The organism is Pseudomonas sp. LBUM1648 (genome assembly GCF_059716145.1).
Genome location: NZ_CP166808.1, coordinates 2,328,484 through 2,344,811 on the forward strand (window position 1 = coordinate 2,328,484; position 16,328 = coordinate 2,344,811).

At 58.3% G+C, this 16,328-nt stretch carries 17 protein-coding genes; 16 read left to right on the top strand and 1 reads right to left on the bottom strand.

Annotated features, from left to right (window positions below):
* Positions 1-37: 37 nt before the first annotated feature.
* From ACA043_RS10770 to ACA043_RS10845, 16 genes are all read left to right on the top strand, one after another.
* Complete coding sequence (locus tag ACA043_RS10770) at positions 38-709, top strand: phage tail protein (RefSeq protein WP_497659172.1); 672 nt, start codon at positions 38-40, stop codon at positions 707-709.
* A gap of 2 nt (positions 710-711) precedes the next feature.
* The gene (locus tag ACA043_RS10775; RefSeq protein WP_497659173.1) at positions 712-1,092 is read left to right on the top strand and encodes a phage tail assembly chaperone; all 381 of its coding nucleotides are present in this window, start codon (positions 712-714) and stop codon (positions 1,090-1,092) included.
* Between the two features lie 17 nt (positions 1,093-1,109).
* A complete protein-coding gene (locus ACA043_RS10780; protein ID WP_497659174.1) occupies positions 1,110-1,412 on the top strand; it encodes a DUF1799 domain-containing protein in 303 nt (100 codons plus the stop codon).
* A 27-nt stretch (positions 1,413-1,439) separates the two neighbouring features.
* Positions 1,440-4,490, top strand: a complete 3,051-nt coding sequence (locus ACA043_RS10785) for a phage tail tape measure protein (protein ID WP_497659175.1) — start codon at positions 1,440-1,442, stop codon at positions 4,488-4,490.
* A complete protein-coding gene (locus ACA043_RS10790; RefSeq protein ID WP_497659176.1) occupies positions 4,490-4,828 on the top strand; it encodes a phage tail protein in 339 nt (112 codons plus the stop codon). The genes ACA043_RS10785 and ACA043_RS10790 overlap by 1 nt, the downstream gene beginning before the upstream one ends.
* Before the next feature lie 9 nt (positions 4,829-4,837).
* On the top strand, positions 4,838-5,587 hold the full coding sequence (locus tag ACA043_RS10795; RefSeq protein ID WP_497659177.1) for a phage minor tail protein L: 750 nt from the start codon (positions 4,838-4,840) through the stop codon (positions 5,585-5,587).
* A gap of 1 nt (position 5,588) precedes the next feature.
* On the top strand, positions 5,589-6,353 hold the full coding sequence (locus ACA043_RS10800; protein ID WP_497659178.1) for a C40 family peptidase: 765 nt from the start codon (positions 5,589-5,591) through the stop codon (positions 6,351-6,353).
* 95 nt (positions 6,354-6,448) lie between these two features.
* Positions 6,449-6,781: a superinfection immunity protein gene (locus ACA043_RS10805; RefSeq protein WP_497659179.1), complete on the top strand. Its 333-nt coding sequence runs from the start codon at positions 6,449-6,451 to the stop codon at positions 6,779-6,781.
* A gap of 64 nt (positions 6,782-6,845) precedes the next feature.
* A complete protein-coding gene (locus tag ACA043_RS10810; RefSeq protein ID WP_497659180.1) occupies positions 6,846-7,268 on the top strand; it encodes a hypothetical protein in 423 nt (140 codons plus the stop codon).
* 53 nt (positions 7,269-7,321) lie between these two features.
* Complete coding sequence (locus ACA043_RS10815; RefSeq protein ID WP_497659181.1) at positions 7,322-7,924, top strand: tail assembly protein; 603 nt, start codon at positions 7,322-7,324, stop codon at positions 7,922-7,924.
* A gap of 420 nt (positions 7,925-8,344) precedes the next feature.
* A complete protein-coding gene (locus tag ACA043_RS10820; protein WP_497659182.1) occupies positions 8,345-11,911 on the top strand; it encodes a TipJ family phage tail tip protein in 3,567 nt (1,188 codons plus the stop codon).
* A 319-nt stretch (positions 11,912-12,230) separates the two neighbouring features.
* Positions 12,231-12,890 (top strand): hypothetical protein, encoded by a 660-nt coding sequence (locus ACA043_RS10825; protein WP_497659183.1) that lies wholly within the window; start codon positions 12,231-12,233, stop codon positions 12,888-12,890.
* Between the two features lie 25 nt (positions 12,891-12,915).
* The gene (locus ACA043_RS10830; RefSeq protein ID WP_497659184.1) at positions 12,916-14,166 is read left to right on the top strand and encodes a hypothetical protein; all 1,251 of its coding nucleotides are present in this window, start codon (positions 12,916-12,918) and stop codon (positions 14,164-14,166) included.
* A 4-nt stretch (positions 14,167-14,170) separates the two neighbouring features.
* The gene (locus ACA043_RS10835; protein WP_497659185.1) at positions 14,171-14,590 is read left to right on the top strand and encodes a tail fiber assembly protein; all 420 of its coding nucleotides are present in this window, start codon (positions 14,171-14,173) and stop codon (positions 14,588-14,590) included.
* Positions 14,591-14,652: 62 nt separating this feature from the next.
* Complete coding sequence (locus ACA043_RS10840; protein WP_497659186.1) at positions 14,653-15,186, top strand: glycoside hydrolase family 19 protein; 534 nt, start codon at positions 14,653-14,655, stop codon at positions 15,184-15,186.
* Complete coding sequence (locus ACA043_RS10845) at positions 15,183-15,686, top strand: lysis system i-spanin subunit Rz (protein WP_497659187.1); 504 nt, start codon at positions 15,183-15,185, stop codon at positions 15,684-15,686. Before ACA043_RS10840 ends, ACA043_RS10845 begins: the two co-directional genes overlap by 4 nt.
* Here ACA043_RS10845 and ACA043_RS10850 read toward each other — a convergent pair.
* Positions 15,662-16,051 (bottom strand): hypothetical protein, encoded by a 390-nt coding sequence (locus ACA043_RS10850; RefSeq protein ID WP_497659188.1) that lies wholly within the window; start codon positions 16,049-16,051, stop codon positions 15,662-15,664. The two genes, ACA043_RS10845 and ACA043_RS10850, sit on opposite strands and share 25 nt — an antisense overlap.
* Between the last annotated feature and the right edge of the window lie 277 nt (positions 16,052-16,328).

A 16,328-nucleotide genomic window follows, 5' to 3' on the forward strand; every position in this document is an offset into this window, starting at 1 on the left:
TAAGCGGGTTTTGTCATTTCTGCAAAGAGGAAAACCCATGTCTGTTTATTTCCCCAACGGGGCGACGCTTTCGATTTCCAGCGGATTTGCCGCCGCCAAGCTGATTTCCGCAATCAGCAACGCAAATCCGGGTGTCGCTACCAGCGCCGCAAACGGCTTTGCCAATGGCGATATCCTTCTGATCACCTCCGGCTGGGAGGACATCAACGAGCGCGCTGTACGTGTATCCAACGCGGCGGCAGGTGCATTCACCCTCGAAGGCATCGACACGTCCAACGTGGCTTTCTTTCCTGATGGCATCAGTGGCGGTACCGCCAAGAAAGTGACCGGCTGGGTAGCTGTCAATCAGGTGATCGGCAACTCGATGTCCGGCGGCGAGCAGCAATACTGGACTTACGCACCACTCGAAGCGCGCCGCGACAAACAGATTCCTACCACCAAAAACGCGCAGGCCTTCGCGTTCCAGCTGGCTGACGATGACAGTCTCGCCTGGTACGAAGAGCTGGATAAGGCTGATCGAGAGAAGGAAGTACGCATCTTGCGTATGTCGTTGCCCAACGGCAAAACGATCTACTACGCCGGCTATGCATCCTTCAACAAAACCCCAACGCTGGTGCGCAACGAAGGTGCGGCCGTTGCCTTTGGCTTCACCATCAACGCTGAAATCACCGCGTATCGTGCGTCGGTTGCTGCTGGCGGCGGGGCCTGATCATGGCGAAGTTTAAGATTGCGCAAGCGCCAATTTTCGCCGGTGCGGTGATGGTCCCGGTAGTTGGCCAAGACCCGGTGAAGGTGGAATTCACGTTCAAATATCGAGACCGCATCGAACTTGCGGCGCTGTTTGATGGATGGAATCAGCGGCACAAGCAAAGTATCGAGCAGTTCGGTGACAAGCCTACGATGTCTCAAATCGTTGCAGTCGACACCGAAAACCAAGTGCAGCAGATCAAGGATCTGGTTGTTGGCTGGGAGTTCGATGACAAGTTCGACGACGAGGGCATCAAGGCGCTGGTGACGTCTTGCCACGGAGCAACCGAGGCCGTGGTAGCTGCTTACCAAGCAGCCTACGCCAAGGCCCGCACGGGAAACTGATTCGCGCCGCCCGCGCCATGTATGAGCCTCCTCCGAATGCGGAGCAACTTGCCGCATTCGGGTTAGACGCCGAGGACATTGAAGAGGAATTCGAAGTTTGGCCGTGCCTTTGGCCTACTTTCCTCCTGTTCAACAGGATGTCCACTCAGTGGCGTGTGGGAGCGGGCGGCGCTATTGGTCTCGACTACAGCAGCATCCGCGACGTGGCGGGCTTCCTCGGCATTAAGAAAAAGAAACTCGCTGAAATCTTCCCTGACCTTCAGGTGCTGGAAGGCGAAGCCCTGCGCGTCATGGCAGAGGAAAGGGAAAACAGCCCGTAAGCGCGGGCATCTATTCAAGGTGAGTCGATGAACATTGCAGAACTCGGCGTCAAGATCGACTCGGCCGACGCGATTCAGGCCAAAACCAGCCTGGATGAAATGGCGAAGGCCGGCGGCCGCGCCGAGCAGTCCGCCGTTTCGTTGATGAACGAAATGCAGGCGTTGGAGAAGTCGCTCTCTACCAACTCCAAAACCACGCAGGATCTGGCAAAGCAGCGGGAAGCGCTGGCGAAGCTGACCAAGACCGGCGCTTATGGCGAGGCTGAGGCCGCGAAGATATCGGCGCAGCTTGACAAGCAGCAGGTGGCGCTGGCCAAGTCGGCCATGGATGAGCAGAAGGCGCTGAACAGTTTGCTGGGGGCGATTGACCCGGCACGCGCTGCGCTGGGTAAGCTCGACACCCAAGTCGAGCAACTGGGCAAGCACCTGGACGCTGGCCGAATCAGCCAAGAGCAGTACAACAGCGCCCTGAGCAAGATCGACAAGGACTACGACAAGCTCAACAAAACCACCACCGGTTTTGACAAGCTGCGCCTCGGCTCGCGCCAGGCGCAGGAAAACGTGGTGCAGTTGGGGAACGCGCTGTCGTCCGGCGACTGGGGGAGCGGCGTCCGCGCGGTTGCTCAGTTGGGGGCCGGCGCTGGTGAGGGTGCGGCCGGTCTGCTGGCCATTCTCGGCCCGCTGGCGCTGGCCACTGCCGCTGTTGGCGGCCTTGCATATGCTTTCTACAAAGGCAGCGAGGAGCAGGACAGCTATAACAAATCGCTGATCCTTACCGGAAATTACGCCGGCGTAAGTGCCGGACAGCTCGGCGATATGGCGCGCCAAGTGAGCGCGACTGTTGGCACGACTGGTCAAGCCGCTGAGGTGCTTGCGCTGTTGGCCGGTAATGGAAAGATCGCCGGCGAAAGTTTTACAGACATCACCCAAGCAGCCGTGTCGATGCAGGAAGCGACAGGCAAGGCAGTGAAGGAGACTGTTGCTGAGTTCTCGAAGCTCGCAGAAGACCCAGTCAAAGCGTCGGCTGCGTTGAATGAGCAGTATCATTACCTGACAGCATCGGTTTACTCGCAGATCGAAGCGCTTGAGCAGCAGGGCGATCATGCCGGCGCTGTAAAGCTGGCGACCGAGTCATTTGCCGACGCGATCAATGAGCGCACCCCGCGAATTCTGGAAAACCTGAGTTTTTGGGAGAGGGGATACAACGCCGTTGCGCGTGCTGCGGACAACTTGAAGAACATTGGCCGGCCGGACATCAACGCCGATATCGAACAGGCTCGGCGCAATCTGGAATCCGCCCAGTCGGGCAATGTTGGTCTGTTCCAGAACAAGCAGGAGATGATTGATCTCTATCAGAATCGTCTCAACATGCTGGAGGATCAGAAGGCTGCAGAAGCTGACATCGCCAAATGGCAGGGAGAGCAGGCAAAGGCCCAAGGTGACGCCGTTTCGTCAATGGCGAAGATCGATGCGCTGGCTAAATCGTCCTTTACGAACGAGCAAAAGCGCACCGAGGCGATCAAGGAGTACAAACGTCAGCTCGAAGACATTCGCAAGGTCGCGCCGAACGATCCGCGCCTGAATCAGGCGGCGATCGACAAGAACCTGGCGAACATCAACGACAAGTTCAAGGATGCGAAAACGGCGGGTACTCAGGTAGATCTGACCGGGCTCAACAATGCCAAAAACAATCTGGCGGCCATCAGCTCAGAATACAAAAACGCCCAGAAGGAACTGGATGCGGCTCAGAAGGCTGGGCTCGTTTCTCAAGCCGACTATGCCCTCAAGCGTGAAGCGCTGATTGGCAACGAGCGCGATGAAGTGACCTCAGCCTACGAGGCTGAAATCGCCGCGTTGGAAGCAGCGAAGGCGAAGAAGACAACCAACGCGGCGCAAAGCATTCAGCTCGATCAGAAGATTGCTGATGCGCGCGCGGGCATGGTCAAGGCTCAGAAGGACGCTGACAGCCAGCTTGAAGTGCTTGCTACCAGTGAAACCGGCAGACTGGCGAAACAAGAGCGTGCGATCACCTCGTACGTTCAAGCCTTGAGCCAACAGCAGCGGGCGCTGGAACTGGCAGGTCAGCGGGCGGTAGTTGGCGTTGGCCAGGGTGATCGGCAGAACGCCCTGAACGGCGAACTGAACAGCCAGCAAGACCGGTTTGCTCAGCAATCGCTAGAGCTGGAAAACCAGCGATCTGACCCGTCACGCAACATGTCGGAGGAGGAGTTCGCGCGCAAGTCGCAGGCGCTCGCCGATGCGAACAAGGCCGCAACCGATCAGATCCGGCAGAACTACGCCGATGTTGAGAAAGCGCAGGGCGACTGGACCAAAGGGGCTACTTCGGCGTGGGCGAATTATCTGGATTCGGCGAGCAACATTGCCGGCCAGACGAAGACCCTGTTCGGAAACGCTTTCAGCTCTATGGAAGATGCGGTTGTCAACTTCGCCATGACCGGGAAGCTATCGTTTGCCGACTTCACCAAGTCGATTCTCGCGGACATGGCGCGGATCGCGACTCGTCAGGCCAGTTCGGCGTTGCTGAGCAGTCTCGTTGGTGCCGCTACCAGCTATTTTACTGGCGGTAGTGGCGGCAATGGGCTTGCGGCAGGCTCTGCAGGTGCGACGTCGTCGAATCTCGGCGCATCTTCGGCGGGATACTCCGGCAGCTACTTCCCGCAGGCGCTCGGCGGAGCATGGTCGTCTGGCGTGCAGATGTTCGCCAACGGCGGCGCTTTCAGCAACAGCATCGTCAGCGCACCGACTGCCTTCGGAATGGCGGGCGGGCGGACTGGCGTAATGGGAGAGGCGGGGCCTGAGGCGATCATGCCGCTGACCCGGACTTCCAGCGGCAAGTTGGGTGTTCTCGCTGCCGGCGGTGGCTCCGGGACTGCTATCAGCATCAATGCGCCGGTAACGGTGGTGACGCAGGATCGAGGCTCCGAAGGGATGCAGATCGACCAGCAGGCACTGTCGAGAAACCTGCAATCGCAAATGCAGGCCGTGGCCGAGAAAGCCGTCGCTGACTCTTGGCGCGCGGGCGGTACCAGCTTCCGAAATGCAAATGGGAGGGCCTGATGGCCATCGAAAAATTCACCTGGCCAACCGAGCGCGGGGAAACACCCGATATCACTTATCGGGTGCGCACCTCGAAGTTTGGCAACGGCTACGCGCAGAACGTCGGCGACGGCCCGAACAACAAAGAGGACTCCTACCCGGTCACCTGCGTCGGACAGAAGGCCAAGGTGTTGCAGATCATGGCGTTCCTCGATCGGCACGCCGGGGCAAAGGCGTTTCTCTGGACAACGCCGCTCGGCGAACTCGGACTGTTCACCTGTAAAAATCCCGCTCCCACACCAATGGGCGGCGGGGTCTTCAAACTCACCGCCACGTTCGAGCGGGCGTTCCAACCATAAGGGGCAATCATGCCACTGATCAGTGACATCCAGGTTCTTGAGCCTGGCAGTGAAGTGCTGCTCTTTGAATTGGACGGCACGGAATACGGCGCGGACGTTTTGCGCTTTCACGGGCATGCGATTCCGCACACGGCGGCCGAGTTGATCGCCGCTGGCGACAATGCCGACCAACTGCCGGCGAAAGCGATCTACTGGCAGGGCAACGAGTACAACGCCTGGCCGATGCAAATCGACGGCATCGAGGCGAACGGCGACGGCACTGCGGTTCGGCCCACTCTGTCAGTTGGCAACGTTAACGGGCGCATCACCGCGCTCTGTCTGGCGTTCGAGGATCTGCTCGAGTTCAAGCTGACCATGCGCCACACGCTTGGCAGCTACCTCGATGCGGCCAACTTCCCAGCCGGCAATCCGACGGCAGATCCAACCCAAGAGACGATCGAGGTCTGGTACATCGACCAGAAAACGAACGAGGACGGGGAAAACGTCAGTTGGGAGCTTGCCAGCCCGGGCGACGTCGGCAATGAGTCAATCGGCCGGCAGGCTACGACGCTTTGCCACTGGTGTCTCACCGGCGGCTATCGCGGGCCGAACTGCGGCTACACCGGGCCATATGTGACCAAGGACGGAGTTGTCACCGACAACCCGGAAATGGATGAATGCGACGCCACGCTGGGCAAGGGCTGCATACCGCGCTTCGGCGAGGGTAACCCGCTGCCGTTCGGTGGCTTCCCGGCTGTTTCCCTGATCGCACGGAGCTGACATGCGAAAACACATCTTGAACGCGATCCAGGCGCACGCGGCGGCCGAGTACCCGAAAGAATGCTGCGGCCTGCTGCTGGCGATTGGGCGCAAGCAACAATACTTCCCCTGTATCAATGTCTCGACCGAACCTAACGAAGAGTTTCGGATCGATCCTGAGGAATACGCTGCGGCCGAGGACATCGGCGAAGTGATCGCTGTGGTGCATTCGCATCCGGACGCGACCAGCAGGCCGTCACCGCGTGACCTCGCCATGTGCGAAGCGACAGCGCTGCCCTGGCACATACTGAGCTGGCCCGAGGGAGATCTGCGCACCATCGTCCCGACCGGTGAAGTCCCACTGCTGAAGCGGCCATTCGTGCACGGCGAGTGGGACTGCTGGCAGGTCTGCGCTGACTGGTACAAGCGCGAGTGGGGGCTGGAGTTTGAAGCCTTCAAACGCGCCGATGGCTGGTGGGAGAGCAAGGACAACACCAGCCTGTACGAGGCGAACTACGAGGCCGCCGGCTTTTACCGGGTCGACCAGCCGCAGCGCGGCGACATGATCGTTATGGAAGTAGGCCGCACGGTTTACCCGAACCACGCCGGGATATTCCTCGGCTCTGATCCGGTGCTAACGGGTGAGGATGCTGCGACCTTCGGCCCCGGGCCGTTCCTGCTGCACCACCTGTACGGCAGGCCCAGCGAAATCATCATTTGGGGTGGTCCATGGCTCGATCGCACACGCCTGATTCTTAGGCACAAAAACGCACGACCAAACACATGATGCGAAGCTTCATCGGTGGGGTTACAACTAGCTATAACGCTGCCTTTGGATAGTGATAGATTGCTGCGATCAATTTAGAGAGGTGAGTATTGGAAATGTTGGACATTGGAATGGCGATAGTTTTCCTCTTCTTGACGATCGCCACATATTTTTTGCCTTCATTCAATGCTTTCAGTCGAAAGCACCCGGATAGATGGCCTATTTTTATGCTGGATCTTTTTCTCGGCTGGACCATCATTGGCTGGGTTGTTTCGCTCGTTTGGTCCGTCTCCCCAATACCATCTGCAGACACGATCCGCGTTCAGCCTCAGCCTCAGCCTGAAGAAGACAAGTATCAGAAGCTCGAAAGAATCGGTAGCCTTAAGGAGAAGGGCCTGCTCACTGAGAGTGAATTTGAGGCTGAAAAGGCCAAACTCCTGCAAAGCTAAAATAGAGCGAAAAGATCTCATTCTATTTCTTTACTTTTAGCGAGCAAGATCACAAGGAAAAAACATGCGGATTTTAATAGGAGCGCTGGCGGTAGCGCTGTTGGCGGGGTGTGCATCTTCTGCCATTCCGGTTAGCCAGGCTGATCCGGTGCCGCGTGATGAACTGTATGCCTTTCAAAATAAGCCGGCCGGCGAAAGCGGCAAGGTCACGGTCGTCCGGGACTCGGGAATGGTGGGATCTGGTTGTGACATAGTCGTGTATGTCGATGGCCGGAAGGCCGCGAAAATCGGCACCGGGCAGCGTGCCTCCTTTTACCTGCCCCCAGGCAATCCAAGTATCGGAGCGGGTCTTGCTGGCTCTGGGCTGTGTGGCGGGGCAGCCATTCGTACGATTTCCGCCAATGTGCAAAGCGGCAAAGAAAGCCTCTACCGAATCAGCGGAGATATGAGCGGATTCTTTCTTGGCCCGTACGTCGATTATCAGTAAGTGAATTTGCAATCAGCCGCCTTCGGGCGGTTTTTTTATGTCTGGAGAAAGTCATGCAATCGAGCGTCGCTCACTATCAGCCGATGACTACGATCAAGCTGTCCGGGTCTCTTGCGGCCAAGTTTGGCAGAGTTCATCGTCGAGTATTGGATTCTGGCCAGGCTTGGGAGGCTTTCCGAGCATTGAAGGCGACGCTTGAGGGATTCAAGGAGGAGATTCAACGCCTTGATCGACTTGGCATGCGCTTCGCGGTGTTCCGCAACCGAAAAAACGTCGGCGAAGCGGAGTTCGGCTTGGGTGGCGCAACTGATATTCGAATAGTGCCGGTCATTCACGGAAGCAAGAAGGCTGGGTTGATTCAAACCATTGTCGGCGCGGTTCTGATCGTTGCCGGTACATTTCTTTCGACCACTCCCTTTGGTGCACCTCTGATTGGCGCCGGGATTGGTTTGGTTGCGGGCGGCGTGATCCAGATGCTCAGCCCCCAGGCCTCAGGCCTTAAGCAGGGCGCATCCCCTGAGAACTCTCCGTCCTACGCTTTCGGCAGCGCCAAGAACACCACGGCCAGCGGCAACCCGGTACCGATCTGCATCGGCGAGCGCCGGTGGGGCGGGATGATCATCTCAGCCTCGATCCTGGCTGAAGACAAAGTGTAAAAGGTTTATGACTGAGGGGAGGCGGAAGGGCGCGGTTGCTTCTTAAAGTTTGAGGTCCGAATGTATCTGGCAAGCATCCATAGTCCGCTACCAACTGCGGCAAACACTAGAGCGAAAAACAATTCGGCCAATCCCTGACCAATCTGTTCGGGCGTTACATATCTGGAGAGCATTTTCACCGAGGAGGTGATGATTGTGTATGCGGTGAAAATCCACAACACGGCTGAAATTGCGTACACCGGAAGCGAAAGGGTTGTTCGTAGCCAAGTTGGAGCTTTTTTCATCAGCACTTATTTCCTTGATGACTGAGTCGAGCGCCTCATCGGAGTAGGGCTCAGCGTGCGAATTCTATCATCACGACTTTTACAGAAATGCCATTAGGCCGCCCAAGAGGCGGTTTTTTTATGCCTGGAGGAAAGCATGGGCGCAGCGGAAAATATCGAGATCCACGGCGAGAAGGGCGGCAGCAGCAAGCCGAAGTCGCCGACCGAAGCCAGCGACAGCCTGCGCTCGACGAACCTGGCAAAACTACTGATCGCCGTGGGCGAGGGCGAGTTCGACAGCGTCCCGACCGATTACGACATTTATCTGGACAACACGCCAATCCGCGATGCCAGCGGCAACTACAACTTCCCGAACGTGAAGTGGGACTGGCGCCCGGGCTCGGTGGATCAGACCTACATCCCGGGCATTCCGTCCGTGGAGAACGAGACGTCGCTGAACATTGAGCTGCGCAGCGATTCGCCGTGGGTGCGCTCGATCACGAACACCCAGCTTTCCGCCGTGCGCATGCGTTTGGCTTGGCCGGCGCTACAACGCTCTGATGACCAGGGCAACGTCGGCGGTTACCGCATCGAGTACGCAATCGATGTCGCCACCGATGGCGGCGCCTATCAGCAGGTGCTGGTGGACGCGGTCGACGGCAAGACCACCACGCGCTACGAGCGCTCGCGCCGCATCGATCTGCCGGACGCCACCACTGGCTGGCAAATCCGCGTGCGGCGCCTGACGCCGAACCAGAACACCAACAAGATCGCCGACACCATGCTGGTGGCCGGTTACACGGAAGTGATCGACGCAAAGCTGCGTTACCCGAATACCGCACTTCTGTACATCGAATTCGACGCCGAGCAGTTCACCAACATTCCGGCCGTGACCGTGAAGTGCAAGGCCCGGCGCTGGATGGTACCGAGCAACTACGACCCGATCCAACGTACCTACACCGGGACGTGGGATGGCTCGATGAAATCGGCCTGGACCAACAACCCGGCGTGGATCACCTACGGCATCTGCACCGAAGACCGTTTCGGCCTGGGCAAGCGCATCAAGCCGTTCATGGTCGACAAGTGGGAGCTGTACCGCATTGCCCAATATTGCGACCAGCTGGTGCCGAACGGGCTGGGCGGGCAGGAGCCGCGCTTCCTCTGTGACATGAACCTTCAGGGCAAGGCTGATGCGTGGTCGCTGCTGCGCGATATCTCGGCGATCTACCGGGGCATGACGTACTGGGCGCAGGGCCAACTGGTGATGCAGGCGGACATGCCGCGCGCGCAGGACTTCGACTATGTCTTCACGCGTGCCAACGTCATCGACGGCAGGTTCTCCTATGGCAGCGCGTCGGCGAAGACCCGTTACACCCGTGCACTGGTCAGCTACGACAACCCGGCGAACAACTACGACACCGACGTCATCCCATTCGCTGACCTGGATCTGCAACGCCGCTACGGCGACCGGCCAACCGAGCTGAGCGCCATTGGCTGCACCCGAGCCTCCGAGGCTCAGCGCCGTGGCAAGTGGGCGATCCTCAGCAACAACCAAGACCGCACCGTGTCGTTTAAGACCGGCATGGAAGGCGTGATTCCGCTGCCGGGTCACATCATCCCAGTGGCTGACTCGTTGCTGGCGGGCCGCGAAGTCGGCGGTCGGATCTCGGCGGTGGCGGGGCGTGTGATCACGCTCGATCGCGACACCCAGGCAAAGGCGGGCGATCGGCTGATCATCAACCTGCCGGGCGGACGCGCCGAAGGGCGCACCGTGCAAAGCGTCAACGGCCGCGCCGTGACTGTCACGGTTGCCTACAGCGAACCGCCGGTAGCGCAGTTGCAATGGGCGCTCGATGCTGATGATCTCGCGATCCCGCTGTACCGCGTGCTTCGCACCAAGCGCACCACCGAGGGCGATTACGAAATCAGCGCGCTCCAGTTCGAGCCGAGCAAGTTCGCTTTCATCGACACCGGCGCACGACTGGAAGAGCGCCCGATCAGCGTGATTCCGATCACCGTTGTTCCGGCGCCGGCGAGCGTTTCGCTGTCGTCGACTTCATCGGTTGTGCAAGGTCTGGCCGTGGCCACCATGACCATCAGTTGGCCTGCCGTTGATGGCGCGGTCGGCTACGACGTCGAATGGCGCAAGGACAGCGGAAACTGGATCAAGCTGCAACGTACCGGCATGACCAACGTGGACCTGGTCGGCATTTACGCGGGTTCGTACGTGGCCCGCGTGCGGGCCGTCAGTGCTTTCGATATCACCTCGCCGTGGCGCAACTCGATCCTGACCAACCTCAGCGGGAAGCAGGGGTTACCGCCGGCGCTGGCGTTCCTTACTGCAACTCCGCTGCTGTTCGGCATCTATCTGAAGTGGGGTTTCCCTGCTGGCGCCGAGGACAGTCAGCGGACGGAGATCTGGTACGGGCCGACGACCGAACTCGACGCAGCGACCAAGCTGACAGACCTGGCCTATCCGCAAAGTGACTTCTCCATGCTCGGCCTGCGCGCCGGTGTGACCTTCTACTTTTGGGGCCGCATCGTCGACAAGATCGGCAACATCGGGCCTTGGTATCCGATCGGGATTGGTGTGCAGGGACAGTCGAGTTCTGACGCTGCGGCAATTCTGGAGCTGATTGCCGGGCAGATCGGCGAAACCGAGCTGAGTGATGACCTGCGGGAGGAAATCGAAAAGATTCCCGGGCTTCAGGCGCAGATCGACGCGCTCGACGGGCTCAAGGGCTACGACCCTGAAGCCACCTATGAAGAGTACGACTTGGTGGTGCAGGGCAAGCGGATCTATCAGGCCACCGGCCCGGTACCGATCGACACTCCACCGCCGAATCCGTCGTACTGGCTGGACGTAGGCCAAACAGTGGAAACGGCGAATGGGTTAGCTCAGCAGGTGGCAACCAACACCACTGAGATCAAAGAAATCGATGGCGTGGTCACGGCGCAAGCGACAGCATTCCAGGCACTGCGGGCCTCCTGGCGTGATGACGACGGGCAGGGAGATCTCGATGGCGCTCTAAAAGAGTGGGGAAGTACGGCCGCAATCGCGAGCGAGGAGAAGGTAAGGGCGTCGGAGAATCTGGCGCTCGCACAGAAAACCGAGACTCTGTCTGTAGCGGTTGGAGAAAACGAGGCAAACGTTACCGATCTCCGGCAGGTGGTGGCCACCGACCGAGAAGCCACCGCGCAGGCAATCACCCAGGTGAACGTGAAGGTCGGCGAGAACAGCGCTGCCATTCAGGAAACATCGACCGCCTTCGCGAACACCGACGGTAAGTTGTCGACAATGTGGTCGGTGAAGATGCAGGTCACGGCGAATGGACAGTACGTTGCGGCCGGCATTGGGCTTGGGATTGAGAACACCGGCGCCGGCCTTCAGAGCCAGTTCCTGGTGAGTGCGGATCGGTTCGCCATCGTCAACACAATTGCCGGTGGCGCCATTTCTGTGCCCTTTGCAGTCCAGGGTGGCCAAGTGTTCATGAACTCTGCCTTCATTCAGGACGGCAGCATCACGATGCTGAAGATCGGTCAGTACCTCCAGTCCGACAATTACATTGCCGGCACTTTGGGCTGGCGCTTGGATAAGGCGGGGAACCTAGAATTCAACGGCCCTGCGCCAGGCGGTGGACGGCTGACGATGACCAATCGGGCTATCAAGGTATACGACCAGAACGGCGTTAAGCGTGTGCAGTTGGGAGATCTTGACGCATGAGCCATGGAATGCGGATATGGGGTGGCGATGGGGCGCTCCAGATTGATGAAAATTCCTTCACCGTGCGCCCTGTGATTTTGCAGGTTGTCTCGTTCTCGTCGCCGGCAAAGCAGGTTCAGACCTTCGCTGTACCTGCTGGCTGTAATTCGCAAAATTGCGTTGCGACAGTCGTGCCGATAGGCGCTTGGAATTCATTTCAAACGCAGTTCGAAACATTGATGAGGGATGACGGATTTGTCGACGTGTACAACTACGTCAGAGGCTGGGGAGGTACAGAGGTATCCGGCGGTTCTATGCATCTTATGGTTGTGAGGTTTAAATGACTTACGGTCTGAGCTTTGTCAATCAGAGCGACGTAGTTGTCGTTGATAGTGAAGTCGCAAGAATGTGCGTAATGGCCTCGGGAAGCTTGATCAATAACTCTGATAGCGTTAATAGCTCGACAAATATGTTCGCAAGTCCGATCACTACGCAGGAGCCACCCTTCATCTTTGTAAGGCCTGATGCCAGCGCACTTTATACCGATGTTCGGATATTAGGCTCGCCCGGTTCATGGACGGGTTTCTATCTCATCAGTCGCGGCGCTGCTGGTTTTGCTCCCGGAAAATGGTTTTCCTGTTCGTTTAGCTCCCAAGCCATTGCCTCCTTTGGTTTGAGGCTATGGGACGGATCGGCCAAAGTGATTTTCGATTCGGGTACGCCGGCCGCGATATTCACCCAGGCCGCGCAAAGCTGGACGTATGTAAGAACGGAACTTAGCTCGCAAGGTATATACACAAACTATTATAGCGTACCCAATAGCACTGGCCCGAATGATTATCTGATGGTCAATAACTTCAGCATGAATCTTCTTCCGAACAGAACGATAGTCTGTAGCTGGAATGTGGCCACGGGAGCGTTATCAGCGCTAACTCAGGCCGCTAACAATCCATTCATTTTTAATATGCCCGCGCTGTTTGCAAAGAAAATCTCAAATTAACCTCGAAACAATCAAAGGATAAACCATGCCCTGGTACAAATCAGGAACGGTCTCTGTTGCCCAAAATTCGAACGCGGTTATCGGCGTCGGCACAGCGTTTTTATCGAATGGCCGGGTGGGTGACGCATTCCGGGGGCCAGATGGCGGCTGGTATGAAGTCACCAACATCGCCAGCGACACGGCCCTGTCGATCTCGCCGAATTACCAAGGCTTGCCCAATGCCGCTGGCGTGTATGCAATCGCACCCATGCAGGGATACGTCAAGGAATCCGCCGATGCGTTGCGGGCGCTGGTGAACCAGTTCGGCGGCGTATTGGCAGTGCTGGGTAATGATCCGACTCTGGCGGGCGTCCGGAGTGCACTCAACCTCTCCAACACCGACGGCCTTAGTGAAGGCGCAACCAACAAGTACTTCACCGAAGCACGGGTTCGGGCGTCACTGCTGACTGGATTTACACTGCCCGGTGCGGCATCCGCCGTAGTTGCGACTGATACGCTATTCGCCGCACTGGCCAAGCTTCAGTTCAGCAAGGCAGGCAAGGGCGTAAACACGGACATCAGCGAACTCACCGGCCTGACAGTGCCACTCTCTCGGGAGCAGGGCGGCATCGGTGGCGCTCAAGGCTTTATCGAAGGTTTGACGATGACGTGGTCGTCTGCGACCTCGATCGCGATCGGGGCGGGTAGCGCGTACGTTCCAGCGGCAGGAAAGGTGGTGGCTTATGCCGGCGGAAGCATTACGCCGGCGGGGGCCGCCAACAGCTTTATTCACCTCTACCTCACTTCTGCCGGCGCCATTGAGCAGAGCCCCGCCGCTCCGGTTCGCTATTACAACCAGGCTCATCAGAAAACGAGTGATAGCACCCGTCGATACATTGGCTCACTACTTGTTCGAGCCACTGCCAATCAGATATACAAATTCGACCACCATCCGGAGCAAGGCTACGTCTCATACAAGCATGGTGACCCGCAGACCGTGCCGTTCATTCTTCTGAGCGCCGCCGCAGGGGTTGCGTCCTTCTCTACGAGGCCTTGCACACCGGTGACTGCCCATACGCTTGAGGGTGCTTGGCAAAATCCCGGTACCGGGTACGCGCAGTTCACGCCTTCTGATGCGGGCACGTCCATTACTTCAGGTTGGACGGTCTTTGTTCAGGCTGGACCTGTGCTGAATGCAAGGTGCGCTATCTCAGCGGTTGACGGCTCGATCACTTATCAAGCATCGGGCGCCGCGAGAGCATCCGTCTACTGCATCGGCTATTACTTCGACAGGTGAAAACATGCCCTACGCAATTACCACGACCGGCTGGAGAGCCATCAACCCCGACATGGCGTTGATGGAGGGCGAAGCGTATGTCGATGAGATTCCCCAATCTCTGATCGATGCGATCGCTGCGCAGGATCTACTGCGTGTTACGACGGCTGATTTGAACACCAGAACACGCCTCGCCACAGCGCAAGTGACTGCTCTTCAAAGCCGCGTCGATGCAATCAATGACGCGATTAACGGAGATTACGCTTTGCCTGAGGAGGTCGAAGAAAAACCATTGCGCGTTTCCGCGCTGGCCGACTGGAAGAAATACCGCGTTCTTCTGGGGCGCGTGACAGGCCAGCCAATTTGGCCGACCGATCCGGCGTGGCCCGAGCAGCCGGAGCCGTACACCGAAGAAACGGCTGTCGCCCGCGTGAATCAGTCCTAATTTGATTGATGCGCCAAATCGCACCCGCCATCGAGCGGGTATTTTTTGCCTGGAGAGAAACCATGCCCATCACTGCGCAGCAGCTGCTGCAGATCCTGCCGAACGCCCGCCCCCAAGCGGGCGTTTTCGTTTCAGCCTTAAACACCGCCATGCAGCATTACCAAGTTGTCGGCCCGAAGCGCGCCGCCGCGTTCATTGCGCAGATCGGCCATGAGTCCGGCCAGTTGCGTTACGTCCGTGAGATCTGGGGGCCGACCGCTGCCCAGCGTGGGTACGAGGGGCGCGAAGACTTGGGTAACACATTGCCGGGGGACGGGCGGAAGTATTGCGGACGCGGCCTGGTCCAGATCACCGGCCGGGCGAACTATGCCAAATGCGGCGAAGCGTTGGGCCTTGACCTGATCAATCACCCCGAGCTGCTCGAGCTGCCCCAGCATGCCGCGATGTCGGCGGCGTGGTTCTGGAAACAGAAAGGCCTGAACGACCTGGCCGACCGGGACGAGTTCAACACCATCACTCGGCGGATTAACGGCGGCCTGAACGGTTTGGCGGATCGGCTGGCGCTGTGGGAGAAGGCGCGGGCGGTGCTGGCGTGACCGTGCCGTGGCGGTTGATCGGCGCGGTGGCGCTGGTGCTCGCCGGCTTCGGCGGCGCCTGGCAGTTTCAGGACTGGCGTTACGGGATGCAATTGGCTGAGCAGGCACGGTTACACGCAGAAGACTTCAATCAACTCACCCTGGCCGCCGCGACTGCGCAACAGGCCGAGCAGGACAAGCGGCTGGCGCTCGAGCAGAAGCTAGCGGCCAGCGATAAAACCCACTTCGAGAAAATGACCAATGCGCAAAATGACCAGGCTCGCCTGCGCGATCGCCTTGCCACTGCTGATCTCCGGCTGTCAGTCCTCATCGACGCGGACTCAGCCAGTGGCTGTGACGTGCCAAAAGCCACCGGCGCCGGCGGCGTGGATCATGCAGCCGTACGAGCCCGACTTGACCCGGCGCATGCTCAACGAATTATCGCAATCACCGACACCGGTGACCGTGGACTGATTGCCTTGCAGGCGTGCCAGGACTACGTCCGATCTGTGTCCCGCTGATGGGGGAAGGGATTTTTGAACGGGCTGTCTCCCTTGAGAGTTTGTATCTGGGTAGTGAGTTCACTGATGTGCCTGCCCTTCGCCATCAGCTCCCAGTTGCTGCGGGTTTCGATTTCACTTGCGCGACTGCTTGCTTCAGCGGCCTCCGCCTTGGCTGCTGCCAGTTGTGAGCGAACGGTTTCGAGTTCCTTGCTGACTTCAGTGTGCATCTCGACCAGTTTGAATATCCGTTCGCGCTCTTGGCGCAGTTGCAGGGTCAGTTCCTGAATTTCGTTTTCGTACATCTTGAGCTGATGACGACAGGTTTCGAGAGGCGTCGGGCAGCCGAGCCAGTCGTCGGTTTCTTCTATATAGAGGGGATCCACGGAGGCGCCTTGCTTTGTACTGTTTGGATATACAGTAATCGAGGTGAGGCGAGCGGGCGAGGGCAAGGCGACGAGCTGTAGGATTTTGGATTGGTATTCGTCGGCAGAACGCCGGGGAGGGCTAAACACTGTAGGAAAATACAGCGCTAAGTTGTTGATTCTTATAGGGTGTAATGGCGATTTTTTACCCGGTTGATTTTAGGTTGTTCTCTTTATATTTCAATAGATTACGATTGTTCCGAAGTCACCTTGACATGGTGGTGGGTATCGTTCCTCA

Coding starts and splice junctions, on each gene's coding strand:
- ACA043_RS10840 (WP_497659186.1), top strand. CDS start 14,653: ATGCCCATCACTGCGCAGCAGCTGCTGCAGATCCTGCCGAACGCCCGC.
- ACA043_RS10805 (WP_497659179.1), top strand. CDS start 6,449: ATGTTGGACATTGGAATGGCGATAGTTTTCCTCTTCTTGACGATCGCC.
- ACA043_RS10825 (WP_497659183.1), top strand. CDS start 12,231: ATGACTTACGGTCTGAGCTTTGTCAATCAGAGCGACGTAGTTGTCGTT.
- ACA043_RS10795 (WP_497659177.1), top strand. CDS start 4,838: ATGCCACTGATCAGTGACATCCAGGTTCTTGAGCCTGGCAGTGAAGTG.
- ACA043_RS10830 (WP_497659184.1), top strand. CDS start 12,916: ATGCCCTGGTACAAATCAGGAACGGTCTCTGTTGCCCAAAATTCGAAC.
- ACA043_RS10770 (WP_497659172.1), top strand. CDS start 38: ATGTCTGTTTATTTCCCCAACGGGGCGACGCTTTCGATTTCCAGCGGA.
- ACA043_RS10810 (WP_497659180.1), top strand. CDS start 6,846: ATGCGGATTTTAATAGGAGCGCTGGCGGTAGCGCTGTTGGCGGGGTGT.
- ACA043_RS10785 (WP_497659175.1), top strand. CDS start 1,440: ATGAACATTGCAGAACTCGGCGTCAAGATCGACTCGGCCGACGCGATT.
- ACA043_RS10820 (WP_497659182.1), top strand. CDS start 8,345: ATGGGCGCAGCGGAAAATATCGAGATCCACGGCGAGAAGGGCGGCAGC.
- ACA043_RS10835 (WP_497659185.1), top strand. CDS start 14,171: ATGCCCTACGCAATTACCACGACCGGCTGGAGAGCCATCAACCCCGAC.
- ACA043_RS10780 (WP_497659174.1), top strand. CDS start 1,110: ATGTATGAGCCTCCTCCGAATGCGGAGCAACTTGCCGCATTCGGGTTA.
- ACA043_RS10790 (WP_497659176.1), top strand. CDS start 4,490: ATGGCCATCGAAAAATTCACCTGGCCAACCGAGCGCGGGGAAACACCC.
- ACA043_RS10775 (WP_497659173.1), top strand. CDS start 712: ATGGCGAAGTTTAAGATTGCGCAAGCGCCAATTTTCGCCGGTGCGGTG.
- ACA043_RS10800 (WP_497659178.1), top strand. CDS start 5,589: ATGCGAAAACACATCTTGAACGCGATCCAGGCGCACGCGGCGGCCGAG.
- ACA043_RS10815 (WP_497659181.1), top strand. CDS start 7,322: ATGCAATCGAGCGTCGCTCACTATCAGCCGATGACTACGATCAAGCTG.